General features: G+C 48.4%; 15 protein-coding genes. 3 read left to right on the top strand and 12 right to left on the bottom strand.

Annotated features, from left to right (window positions below; genetic code table 11):
- Positions 1–86: 86 nt before the first annotated feature.
- Both cmoA and cmoB read left to right on the top strand, forming a co-directional pair.
- Positions 87–818, top strand: a complete 732-nt coding sequence (gene cmoA / locus UM402_RS04210; RefSeq protein ID WP_058579486.1) for a carboxy-S-adenosyl-L-methionine synthase CmoA — start codon at positions 87–89, stop codon at positions 816–818.
- Between the two features lie 17 nt (positions 819–835).
- Complete coding sequence (gene cmoB / locus UM402_RS04205; protein ID WP_058579487.1) at positions 836–1,807, top strand: tRNA 5-methoxyuridine(34)/uridine 5-oxyacetic acid(34) synthase CmoB; 972 nt, start codon at positions 836–838, stop codon at positions 1,805–1,807.
- A gap of 13 nt (positions 1,808–1,820) precedes the next feature.
- On the opposite strand, the gene galU is transcribed toward cmoB, so the two are convergent.
- Positions 1,821–2,711: a UTP--glucose-1-phosphate uridylyltransferase GalU gene (gene galU / locus UM402_RS04200; protein ID WP_058579488.1), complete on the bottom strand. Its 891-nt coding sequence runs from the start codon at positions 2,709–2,711 to the stop codon at positions 1,821–1,823.
- A 68-nt stretch (positions 2,712–2,779) separates the two neighbouring features.
- Here galU and UM402_RS04195 point away from each other — a divergent pair, with 68 nt between their 5' ends.
- The gene (locus UM402_RS04195; protein WP_273268183.1) at positions 2,780–3,127 is read left to right on the top strand and encodes a DUF6170 family protein; all 348 of its coding nucleotides are present in this window, start codon (positions 2,780–2,782) and stop codon (positions 3,125–3,127) included.
- Here UM402_RS04195 and UM402_RS04190 read toward each other — a convergent pair.
- The 11 genes from UM402_RS04190 to ccmA are packed head-to-tail and all read right to left on the bottom strand — an operon-like array spanning position 3,096 to position 11,820.
- A complete protein-coding gene (locus UM402_RS04190; protein ID WP_058579600.1) occupies positions 3,096–4,085 on the bottom strand; it encodes a response regulator in 990 nt (329 codons plus the stop codon). The genes UM402_RS04195 and UM402_RS04190 overlap by 32 nt on opposite strands.
- A 55-nt stretch (positions 4,086–4,140) precedes the next feature.
- Positions 4,141–4,890 carry a VacJ family lipoprotein gene (locus UM402_RS04185; protein WP_058579489.1) on the bottom strand — a complete coding sequence of 250 codons (750 nt, stop codon included), beginning with the start codon at positions 4,888–4,890 and terminating at the stop codon, positions 4,141–4,143.
- Positions 4,887–6,095, bottom strand: coding sequence for a c-type cytochrome biogenesis protein CcmI (gene ccmI, locus UM402_RS04180; protein ID WP_058579490.1), 1,209 nt, complete (start codon positions 6,093–6,095; stop codon positions 4,887–4,889). Before ccmI ends, UM402_RS04185 begins: the two co-directional genes overlap by 4 nt.
- Positions 6,088–6,546: a cytochrome c-type biogenesis protein CcmH gene (locus UM402_RS04175; RefSeq protein WP_058579491.1), complete on the bottom strand. Its 459-nt coding sequence runs from the start codon at positions 6,544–6,546 to the stop codon at positions 6,088–6,090. The genes ccmI and UM402_RS04175 overlap by 8 nt, the downstream gene beginning before the upstream one ends.
- Positions 6,543–7,094 carry a DsbE family thiol:disulfide interchange protein gene (locus UM402_RS04170; protein ID WP_058579492.1) on the bottom strand — a complete coding sequence of 184 codons (552 nt, stop codon included), beginning with the start codon at positions 7,092–7,094 and terminating at the stop codon, positions 6,543–6,545. Before UM402_RS04170 ends, UM402_RS04175 begins: the two co-directional genes overlap by 4 nt.
- Positions 7,087–9,039, bottom strand: coding sequence for a heme lyase CcmF/NrfE family subunit (locus tag UM402_RS04165; protein WP_058579493.1), 1,953 nt, complete (start codon positions 9,037–9,039; stop codon positions 7,087–7,089). Before UM402_RS04165 ends, UM402_RS04170 begins: the two co-directional genes overlap by 8 nt.
- Complete coding sequence (ccmE, locus tag UM402_RS04160) at positions 9,036–9,518, bottom strand: cytochrome c maturation protein CcmE (protein WP_058579494.1); 483 nt, start codon at positions 9,516–9,518, stop codon at positions 9,036–9,038. The genes UM402_RS04165 and ccmE overlap by 4 nt, the downstream gene beginning before the upstream one ends.
- A 9-nt stretch (positions 9,519–9,527) precedes the next feature.
- Entirely contained in the window at positions 9,528–9,731 is a 204-nt protein-coding gene (ccmD, locus tag UM402_RS04155; protein ID WP_058579495.1) for a heme exporter protein CcmD, read from the bottom strand.
- Positions 9,731–10,468: a heme ABC transporter permease gene (locus tag UM402_RS04150; protein WP_058579496.1), complete on the bottom strand. Its 738-nt coding sequence runs from the start codon at positions 10,466–10,468 to the stop codon at positions 9,731–9,733. Before UM402_RS04150 ends, ccmD begins: the two co-directional genes overlap by 1 nt.
- 1 nt (position 10,469) lies before the next feature.
- Positions 10,470–11,153, bottom strand: coding sequence for a heme exporter protein CcmB (gene ccmB / locus UM402_RS04145; RefSeq protein WP_058579497.1), 684 nt, complete (start codon positions 11,151–11,153; stop codon positions 10,470–10,472).
- Positions 11,146–11,820 carry a cytochrome c biogenesis heme-transporting ATPase CcmA gene (ccmA, locus tag UM402_RS04140; protein WP_058579498.1) on the bottom strand — a complete coding sequence of 225 codons (675 nt, stop codon included), beginning with the start codon at positions 11,818–11,820 and terminating at the stop codon, positions 11,146–11,148. The genes ccmB and ccmA overlap by 8 nt, the downstream gene beginning before the upstream one ends.
- Positions 11,821–11,885 lie beyond the last annotated feature (65 nt).

Here is an 11,885-nt window from a genome sequence, read left to right as displayed (position 1 = left end):
CGATATATTAATCAAAACGCGACTGTCCGTCAGTACTAATTATCGGTAAAATACACAATATGTTTATTTATTTTGTAAGTTGACCCATGAGCCAACACGACACTATTTTTTCTAAACCTCTGCCGAGTGTGTCTGACTTCTGCTTTGACCAGCAAGTTGTTGAAGTGTTTCCCGATATGATTAATCGCTCGGTGCCCGGCTACTCGAGTATTCTGCAAACCTTGCCCCAGTTGGTAAGTCGTTATGCGCAGAAGAATACCCAGTTGTTCGACTTAGGCTGTTCGTTAGGTGCTGCGACACTGGCTATGCGCAAGGGCTGCGAAAACTCTGACGGTTGTAAAATTGTCGCGGTTGATAACTCAGAGCCTATGATTGAGCGTGCAGGTTTGCATTTAGGCGGCTTTAAAAGTCAGGTTCCCGTGGAGCTGCGTTGTGAGGACATTACCGACACTGTCATTGAAAACGCATCGGTGGTGGTTTTGAACTTTACCTTACAATTTGTGCCACCAGAAAAACGCGAAGCCATGATTCAGCGTATTTACGACGGATTAACTGACGGTGGAGTGTTGCTCATTGCCGAGAAGTTTCGTCATGCGGATGAAACTATGAACAACATGCTGGTCGATTTACATCACGACTTTAAACGCGCTAACGGTTACAGCGAACTTGAGATTAGCCAAAAGCGCGCAGCTATCGAAAACGTCATGAAAATTGATACCTTAGAGGCACACGAGCAGCGTTTTCAAAAAGTCGGTTTTAAGCATCAGACTGTATGGTTCCAGTGTTTTAATTTCGCAGCCATGCTAGCGGTTAAATAAAGGATTATAACTCAACAATGATTGACTTTAGCAACGACCTGAAAGCGCTAATCGACAGTCCGCACGAACAATGGCTGGATACGTTAGCGCCGCAGCTGACGGCCTTTAACAACAACCCTCACGGCAATTTAAAACGCTGGCAACGCGTAATTGAGCAGTTACCCCACATTCCGACCGAAAACTGCCAGTTAGGTGACACCGTCACCGTAGGCTCTCCGGAAGAGGCTTCCGATTCAGATCGCGCTCGCATTACCGGCCTGCTTCAGCAGTTACAGCCCTGGCGTAAAGGGCCGTTTGACCTATTTGGAGTGTTCATTGATACCGAATGGCGCTCAGACTGGAAATGGCAACGTGTAAAACCTCATATCGATGATTTAACAGGTAAGCAGGTGTTAGATGTCGGCTGCGGTAGTGGGTATCATTTATGGCGCATGCTGGAAGCGGGTGCCAAAAGAGTCTGGGGCATAGACCCGGGCGAACTGTTTTTAATGCAGTTCCAGGCTATTCGAAACATGATGCCGGCAAGATACCAGAGCAAAGCACACTTTTTCCCAGTCGGCATTGAGCACATGCCGGAGTTAAGGAGCTTTGATACCGTATTCAGCATGGGCGTTTTGTATCATCGTCGCTCGCCTCTGGCGTTTTTGCAGGAGCTTAAGTCGCTCATAAAACCGGGGGGCCAGCTCGTATTAGAAACCATTGTCGTTGAAGGCGACGAAACAACGGTTATGCTGCCCGGCGAGCGTTATGCTCAAATGCGAAACGTTTGGTTTTTACCCAGTGCAAAAGCCTTGTCGGTATGGCTAGAGCGGTTAGGCTTTAAAGACATTGCAATTGTTGATCACAACACAACCTCGCTTGAAGAGCAAAGGTGCACAGACTGGATGACGGGTGAGTCTTTAGCCGACTTTTTGGATGCTAAGAATCCGGAACTAACCGTGGAAGGTTATAAAGCGCCAATTCGGGCCGTATTAACAGCCCGAGTTTAGCGCTTTTTGCAATTTAAGCGCTTTTTAACGACTTAATATACTGCTTCATGTCGCTGCCCAGCTCCGGGTGGCGCATTGCGTGTTCAATAAAGGCTTGTGCATAGCCAAGCTTATTACCACAGTCAAGGCTTTTGCCTTTCATGTAGTAAGCATTTACCGACTGCTTTTCAAGCAACATGGCCATTGCATCAGTTAATTGTATTTCATTACCCGCACCAACCGGTGTTTTTTCCAGCAATGGCCATAGGTCAGCCGAGAATACATAACGACCGACTACAGCCAAGTCAGATGGCGCTTCTTCTTTGGACGGTTTCTCAACCAACTGGGTAATTGGAGATTGCTCGCCCGGCTTCAACTCTTCGCCACCAATATCCGCAATACCGTATTTGCTAACATCTTCCTGAGGCACTTTCTCAACCATTACCTGAGAGTGACCCGTTTCATCAAAGTTTCTAACCATTTCCGCTAAGTTGTCACGGTTTAAATTGCAGCTTGCTTCATCCACTAGAACGTCTGGCAATACTACGGCAAACGGCTCGTTACCAACGAGTGGCTGTGCGCACAACACAGCGTGACCCAGACCTTTAGCCTGACCCTGACGCACATGCATAATAGTGGTATTTTCCGGACAAATAGCCTGAACTTCCGCTAGCAATTGTCGCTTAACACGCTGCTCAAGCGTGGTTTCGAGTTCGAAGCTGGTATCAAAATGGTTTTCAATTGAGTTCTTACTCGAATGCGTTACCAAAATAACATCGGTAAGGCCTGCTGCCGCGCACTCTTCGACAATGTATTGAATAAGCGGTCTGTCGACCAGTGGTAACATTTCCTTTGGAATGGCTTTGGTTGCCGGTAGCATCCGGGTGCCGAGTCCTGCGACCGGTATTACAACTTTTTTGACCATAGCAGCTGTCCTTACAATAAATTCATTCTAATAAAGAGGGCAAGTTTATACCCGCTAAGCGTGTTACAATGCAAGTCATTGTGCAAAATTCAATAAAACAAATTATGGCGTTATATTTTTCTTCCCGCAAAATTCCACAGCTTGACTCATACAGTTTTACTGAGCGTGCGATGATTCTATCAATCGCCCAGGAGAAAATGCCAGTCCCCCGCCGACTTATTTGTAACTTAGCGAAGCTGGTTCCTATCTGCGTTATCTTTTTCTTGGTGGTTGAAGTAGAAGGATGGTGGAAGCTGCTCGCGCTACTCGCGGCAGGTATTGGCTATCCGTTATTCACCCAGCCTATTAATATCAATATGTCGATGCCCTATATCGACAAAGCTATTAAGCAATTTGAGGCTCAGCGCTCACAATAAGTTCTTTGCCATAACTGCGACAATGCAGGCGGTGCAAGGACTCTAGTTGATGCGTACGATAATTCGCATGTTTCCAAATACCCAGCGCTAAGTCCGGTTTCGCACTGGGTGAAGGCTCTAATTTATCGCCCGCCTGCGCCCATTGCCATTGTCCAGTTTCTGTATCCAGCACACCCGCCAGAATATCGAAGGCAGTTCTGACCTGAGAGTGGCACAGCTCAATATTCAAATGCTCTAATAACGACCCCGGCAGCACCAGGGTGTTATCCATACCGGATAAATACTGTCGTATCACGGGGTCAACCAAGGTTTTAAGCATTAATAATGGCACCAGGTTCTGCTCCGTTGCATTTTGCGCCGCCGCCATAACCACCAGTGCTTTGCCGTTTCCTAAAGAGCGATAGTCAACCCAGGTAGGCGTTGTATCGGCAGGGTCTGTCACACATTCGAAATTGTACGCTCCAACCCTGAGAGGGCTTTTTGGCAAAAGCTCTTCTGTCAGCTTGCCGGCTATCATGTCGTCCTGATAAATGACATCAATATGAGCATCTAGCTCCCAAATATCGTGTAAATAAGAGGTTTCGAGCTCATGACGCTCGAGGCAATGACCTATGGCACTGTCTAATACATCGAGACTTTGTAGTGGTTTAACGAGGTAATCCCAGGCACCGAGGCGCACCGCTTCACGGATATCTGACATTTTTTCAGATGCGGAAATCACAATAATAGGCAGGTGGGCACAAACTTTTAATAGCCTTTCAATAACTTCCAAACCATTAATATCAGGTAAGTTTAAGTCACAAAGAACCACATCAGGGCACTGTTGCTCGCACAGTTCAAGACCTTGCTTCCCAGCGCCGGCACAGCGAACATCATAGCCATGCTGACAGAGGTACTCTTTCAGCATGGACTGGAACACTAAGTCATCTTCAATAACCGCAACGTGCGCTTTCGACATGGTCTCATTCTCTTCGCTCACCATGTTTTAAGCATTGTTCAGGAATAGAGATCCGTCAACGTGACTCGTCGTCAAAATCCTCAAAATCATCGTCGAAGTCATCAAAGTCTTCAAAATCGTCTTCTGGTAATGGTGGGTTGCCGTCGTAAACTTGATCTTGCCAGCGCTGATAATAAACGTCTTTGACAAAAGAGTAAGGATCCAGGGAGTTTTCCAGAACCTGTTCCTGGTCGCGCAAACGTATGCGCATTTCCAAACCTTTCACGGTATAACGAAGAACATCGACCGGCCAGGTCAGTGACGGATATGGAAAGTATTGTCCATCAGCGTAGTCGCCACCGCGATCAACAATCACCGTTGGTCCCATTAACGGCAGCATCACATAAGGTCCTTCAGGCACACCCCAGACTGCGAGAGTCTGTCCAAAGCTTTCTTCTTTTTTCTCCAGACCTATTGGCGTGGCCACATCAAAAAGACCAACAAGCCCAACTGTTGAGTTAATTAAAAAGCGCCCTAACGATATACCGGCATCGCCTAACTTCCACTGTAGAATATTATTCACAAAAGATGACGGCTCTTCTAAGTTCTCAACAGCGTTATACAGTGACGTGCGAATAGGCTTTGGTACGTCATCATAAACATTGGCTGCCGGTTGAATAACGGTCTCATCAACGTCGCGGTTAAATTCCCACATACCCCGGTTAAAATCCTCAAACGGGTCGCGCGGGTCGGCATAAGGGTCTTCCGGAGTCGATGAGCATCCTACTAACAATACTGAGAAAAGTAACAATCCGTATTTTTTCATTCTGGAATCCGTGTTGATAAAGTCACTGTCGCTGTTTGATTCGCTTTAGCTTTAATAGTCACTGTTGGCGCTTCCAGATCACCAGGTTCCGCTTCAATGTTCTCGTCTTGCGAAACACGAGCACGAACGGTCCACTCGTCTAAGTCAGACAATTTATGGTCCGGCAACATGGCATTAGCATTAGATAAGGTATAAGTCACAGGAAAGCCTTCTACCGGCTCGCGAACCACGGCCGCTGGCATGGGTGCACCATTTCCGGTGACATAAACAAACAGCGTCGCACCTTCGGGTAGAAATTCCTGAACCGCGTTATCGATGTTCACCGTAACGGTTAATGTCATGCCAGCGTTGGCCTGTTGCTGTTTCGCGTCTGCTAACGCATTCTGAACAGCCACATAACGCTCCGAGCCTGGCGATAACTGCTGCTGTAACAGCGTCCAAGCCTGAATTGCCTGCTCCCAGTCCTGTTGTTCATAAGCCACAAAGCCCAGTAGCGAAAGTGCCTCTATATTGGCTGGGTTTAGCTTCAATGCCCGGGCTAACAAATTCGCAGCTTTCGCTTTATTTTGAGCTGAGCCTGACATTAATAAGAAACGACTGTAGCTGACCAGGGTATTAAGCCGCTCAGGCTCTAAATCCAGTGACTTCTGGAAAGCCTCGTCCGCTTCTTCCGGTGCGCCAATATCCACCATTAGCCCCGCATATATCCACCATGCAATGGCATCATTAGGGTCACTCATAAGCTTTTGGCGAAGCCCCAAAGCGAACAGGTTAAGCTCTTCCGGATCGGCCGCCTGAGTCTGTTCGCTCAGTAACTTTTTGCCAAGTTCTGGTAAACGTTCACGAGCATCTGCCGCTTGCTCCTGCAATTGCCAGCTACCAAAGCTCCAGTACAAAGCAACCGATATAATCACAACAATGACAGCCGGTAATACGACGGGCGCCGGGCGCCATTCTATAGCTTCTTCAATGTCCTTACTGTCATTAACAAAGGTTTTATCGAGCTCCTGCTTTGAATACTCGTATTCTTCATCAGACAACCCGTGCAAAGAGCGCTCTTCTTCTAGCTCCGTTAAACGTTGCTCGTACCAGCGCTTATTTTCATCCTGTCTTTTTAGAATGCGTCGCTGTTTTCCTGTCGCTAACAGAATAAAAACGACAGCAACTAACAGCATCAACAACATTACGATGATTAAACTAGTCATTGTCGTTTTTCCTTAGCTGCTCTAACTGAGCGCGCTCTTCAGGGGTCAAAGCTGTTTGCTCTTTTTTCTTGCGTGTCAGCAAAACAGCAACACCAATACCGATAATCAAAATAACCACAGGGCCGAACCAAAGTACTGCTGTCGCGGCCGTAAACGGCGGTTTGTAATGCACAAAGTTACCGTATCGATCGACCATAAATTCGATGATTTCCTGCTTGGACTTACCCGCTTTCAGCATCTCGTAGCTTTTGTCTCGCATGTCTTCAGCAAGCGGAGCATTAGAGTCGGCTATATTTTGATTTTGACATTTCGGGCAGCGCAGCTCTTTAATCAACTGTTGATACACTTCTCGTTGCTGTTCGTTGTCAAACGAGCGTTGTGTTGCATCTTGCGCTACCGCACTAAAAGCAAAAGCACTGAACAGGAAAAGCATTGGGAGTAACCGACTCATTGTGCCCCCTGTTGCAGCTGTTCATAAATTGGTTTTAAGGTATTTTGCCAATTTCGGGCATTCACATCGCCGACATGGCGATACCGAATAACGCCTTTTTCATCAATAAAGTACGTTTCCGGCGCGCCGTAGACGCCAAACTCAAATGCAATATCACCCTCGGGATCAAACAAATTGATCGTATATGGGTCGCCTAATGTATTCAGCCAGTTCACCGCTTTCTCGCGCGAGTCATCTTTGTAATTTAAGCCGACAATGGGTATACCTTCTGACGCCAGCTGGTTCAAAAACTCATGCTCTGCACGACACGTCGGACACCAGGTTGCCCATACATTCAGCAACATGGGTTCACCTTTTAACACTGACTCATCATAAGCAATGCTGGTGTCATAAAGATCAACAGTCTTAAACGCCGGCACCGGTTCATTAATTAAAGCCGAATCGAGCTTAGTCGGGTCACTGCCCAGCCCTTTTAGTAAAAAGGCCGCTAATGCGATAAATAAAACGAGCGGCGCAAATAAAACTATCCAGCGAAGGTTCTTATTCATTTTCCCCTCCGTTTTTGCGCTTACGATAGCGTTTATCAGCCATAGCAAAGACACCGCCTATTGCCATAATAATCGCACCAAGCCATATCCAGCGAACAAATGGCTTAACGTAAAAGCGTATCGCCCATGCGCCGTCTTCCAGAGGTTCGCCCATGGCAATATAGATATCTCTTAATAGGCTTGCATCGAGACCGACTTCCGTCATGCTGGTTCGCTGCACTCGGTAAAAGCGCTTTTCACTGGTCACCTCAGTAACAAGTTCACCATTTTTTGTGACGGTGAACTCCCCCGCATCGGAGTCGTAGTTAGGCCCTTCGCGGTGGTCTAAGGAATCAAAGCTGACGTTGTAGCCGATAATTTCAACCGACTGTCCCGGCGCCAATGCAATATCTCGTTCTTGTTCATAATGTGACACTAGAGTGATGCCAATTAAGGTTACTGCAAAGCCTATATGACCCAGCACCATGCCCCAGTGGCTGCCCGACAGGCGGGTAATACCATGCCAGCCTTGTTTACGCTGTTTCACCGTCTGCTGCACTTCGGTCACTGTTGCCAGACCAACCCAAAACGCTAAGAACAAGCCTATAACCACCATTGCAGGCAATTCGTCGGCCCAAATTTTTGGTAGCGTATAAGCCAGTACCACGGCAAGGCTAAGTGCCAATGCAATAGGCTTCAGTAGAGGCTTAATTGCCTGTCGACGCCAGCGCAATAGAGGTCCCAGGCCAACCATCAGTGCGAATGGAATGACCAACCAACTGTAGACGCTGTTGAAGAAGGGCTCACCGACTGAAATGCTGCCCAAGCCAATTTCTTTATGCACTAACGGCAGCATAGTGCCAAGGAAGACCACAACCATTGCAGCCATCAGCAAGACGTTGTTACCCAGCAGCATGACTTCGCGGGAAAACAGCTCGTACCGGCTGTAGCTCTGCATTTGTCCGGCACGCATGCCGTACAGTATTAAAGACCCACCAATAACCAATGCGAGTAAGACCAAAATAAATAAACCACGGGTTGGGTCTGACGCAAAGGCATGCACCGACACCAAAACCCCCGACCGAACCAGGAAAGTCCCCAATAGGCTCAAACTAAAGGCTGCTATTGCCAGTAATACTGTCCAGGATTTGAAACTGCCCCGCTTTTCAGTAACCGCTAACGAGTGCAGCAAAGCCGTTCCAACCAGCCATGGCATAAAGCTAGCATTTTCGACCGGATCCCAGAACCACCAGCCACCCCAGCCAAGTTCGTAATAGGCCCACCAACTGCCGATTGCGATACCCAGAGTCAGGAAGATCCAGGCCGCTAATGTCCACGGTCGTGACCACCGTGCCCAGGCCGCATCTAGCTTACCCGACATAAGCGCAGCAATAGCAAACGCAAAGGCTACCGAGAAGCCTACATACCCCATATACAATAACGGTGGGTGAATGATCATGCCCGGGTCTTGTAACAGTGGGTTTAAGTCACGCCCGTCGACAGGAATTAACGGTAACGCGCGGTCGAACGGGTTGGACACCGTTAACATAAATAAGTAGAAGCCAATACTGATTAAACCAAGAATGGCTAAAACCCGCGCCACCATGGGCAAAGGCATAGAACGTGAAAACAGCGCAACCGCGGCTATCCAGCCTGCCTGCATCAACATCCATAAAAGAAAAGAACCTTCATGGGAGCCCCATACCGCTGTTACCCGATAGGCAACCGGTAAGTCTGAGTTAGAATTTGCAGCGACATAGGCAATGCTAAAGTCATTACTGACGAATCCCCAAACTAATAACCCAAAAGCCACAGCGGTGAAGAAAAACTGGCCTAGGGCAAAAGGCCTTGCCAGTGACATCATGCCACCATGGCCTTTGGCTGCCCCCCAAAGGGGGTAAAACGCCAACAAACAAGAGAATGCCAGCGCTATGGCTATAGCGAGGTGGCCTGCTTCAGCAATCATTGATCACCATCCTCATAGGATTTGTTGGGGTTAACGTGCTTAATGCCTTTCATTTTCTCCGCCAGCTCTGGTGGCATATATTCTTCGTCGTGTTTAGCCAGCACTTCCGTTGCTTTCAAAACGGTAGGCTCTACCAACTCACCCTGAGCAACAATGCCCTGACCTTCGCGGAATAAGTCCGGCAAAATACCTTGATAAAGCACCGTGATTTCAGGGCCTGTGTCGGTAATATTAAAAGACACTTCCAGGGTTTTCGGGTCGCGTTTAACCGAGCCTTCAACCACCATGCCGCCAACGCGCATACGCTGACCAACCTGTGGCTTTTGCTTGTCTTCGCCCTTACCTTCCACCAGCTCACTCGGCGTGTAAAACAAGTCGATACTTTGACTCAATGCGTACAACATTAGTCCTGTCGCTACAGACACCCCGAACACTAAAATAAGCACCCAGGTAAGTCGTTGTTTACGTCTCGGATTCATACTTCTCTCCTACTGCGACACTGACCGTTGTCGCTTGGCTAAGCGCTGCTGACGATTCTGCAACTGCTGGCTTTTCTTCCGCAAGGACTTACGAGCGATAGCCGTTTCCAGCGCGACTAACGCAATCACGACAAAGCTCAAGAAAAAAGACAACCAAACATATAAGCCATAGCCGCCCATAATGATAAAGTCCTGAAAACTGTCGAATGGCATTAGTTTTTCTCCAGTTCCTGCTGCGCCCACGGGCGACCTAATTCATGTCGTAGTATCTCATTTTTTAACCGCATCATCACCAGTGAAATGGTTAAAAATAGGAAGCCTGCCAGGCATATTAATAATGGAATAAGCATACTGGTTGCTATCGATGGTCTCTCAAATTTGGTAATAGTCGCCCCCTGGTGCAGGGTATTCCACCACTCAACGGAGTAATGAATAATAGGCAGGTTAATAACCCCCACAAGCGAGAGTATGGCAGCGGCTTTAGCGCCTGTTCTGGCGTCGTCGAAAGCAAAATAAAGCGCCATAACGCCAATGTATAAGAATAAGAGAATCAGCTCGGAAGTAAGGCGTGCATCCCAAACCCACCAAGTGCCCCACATGGGCTTACCCCAAATGGCCCCGGTCAACAGGGCGACAACCGTCAGCGCAGCTCCGACAGGAGCTATGGCCGGTATCGACCACTCCGCTGTTTTAATTTGCCAAATAAGTGCTACGCCACCCATTATTGCCATACCGGCATACGCGCCCATTGAAAAAATAGCCGCCGGTACATGCAAGAATATAATTCGGTAACTGTCGCCCTGTTGGTAGTCTGCCGGCGCGAATGCCAGCCCCCAAACCACACCGACGGCCAACGAAATAAAGGTTAATGCCGCAAACCACGGAAGTAACTTTTCGACAAGTCGATAGGTTGCTTCAGGCTTCGCGTAAGGGTGTAACCATCGCCACATATTAATTCACACTCATTTTTATGCCCGCAGCTATCGCCAGCGGAGACAATGTTATGGTCAAAACAGAAATAGCCGCAAGAATAGCCAATTGTCCGTGCACTGCAAGCCCCATAGAGGCATTTTCAACAGCGGCGGTGGCAAAAATCAGCAGCGGAATAAACAAAGGAATAAGGATAAGGCTAATTAGCGAGCTGCCGCGCTGAACCTGGAGGGTTAGCGCCGCTCCAATAGCGCCGAGTGCACTCAAAGCTGGTGTGCCAAGTAGCAAACTGAGCGCTAACGCCCACCAACCTTGCACCGGCAAGCTTAGCAGTAGCGCCAGCAGCGGCGACAATATGACTAAGGGCAGCCCCGTTAACAGCCAGTGAGCCATCACTTTGGCGGTTGTAGTGAACGCCAGCGGCTGTGGCAGTAAGCACAACTGCTCCAGCGTGCCGTCCTGAAAGTCATCTTTAAATAAACGCTCGAGCCCTAGCAGGCTGGCTAAAAGTGCGGCGACCCAAATAATCCCGGGCGCTATACGTGCAAGAATATCAGGCCCTGGTCCGACGCCCAACGGAAATAGAGTGACGACCATCAGTAAAAACAATAGTGGGTTTAAGGCGTCACTGCGTCGACGCGCGGCAATGCGTAAGTCACGTTTCAGTACTGCCAGCCAAACCTGTCTCATGGAAGCGTTAATCATAAGCCGCCTCACAATGAACCTGGGCAGCCTGACTTAAATCGATAAGTTTGGGCGATAACTCGGACAAGGTCAGCGACTGATGCGAAGTAAAAATAATACAGCCTTCGTCGGCTAAGTGTTCAGCAAAGCGCTTTTGTAGCAGAGCAACCCCTTGCACATCTAACGAAGTAAAGGGTTCATCCAGAATCCACAGCTTGGCCTTATTCGCCCACAACCGGGTTAAAGCGACACGTCGCTGTTGGCCTGCTGATAGGCGGCCTGTGAGCTCATCTTCTAACCCCAGCAAACCGAGTTTTTCCAATAAGTCCCAGCCATCGGTATTAGGGCTTGCGGTAAGCTGCTGTTGCCAATAGAAATTTTCTAATGCGGTAAGTTCGCCTTTTACAGCGGCTTTATGACCAATAAACAGCAGTTGCTGACAGTAGCTTTGCCAGTTGTCGTGCAAGCTTGTGCCGTTAAACTGAATACGCCCTTCATTAGGCTCTAAAAGCCCGGCCAGCATTCTCAGCAACGTCGACTTGCCCGCCCCATTAGGACCGGTTACCTGCCATAACTCACCAGGGTGTAACTGGAAGCTCAGCTCATCAAACAGTACTCGACCACCACGCGTTGAGCTAAGCTGCTCGGCGTGCAATAGTGGCACTTTGGCGGTAGTTTCTTGTGTCATGCGGATTTTACAACTGAGCCCTTACTGGTAAGCTGACGCAAATGCCACCGAGTCTACCATAAAAT

Origin of the sequence: Idiomarina sp. OXR-189, from assembly GCF_034373425.1 — a bacterium.
Classification (GTDB): domain Bacteria; phylum Pseudomonadota; class Gammaproteobacteria; order Enterobacterales; family Alteromonadaceae; genus Idiomarina; species Idiomarina zobellii.
The sequence above is the reverse complement of the archived record's forward strand: the minus strand, read 5'-3'. Positions and strand labels throughout refer to the sequence as shown.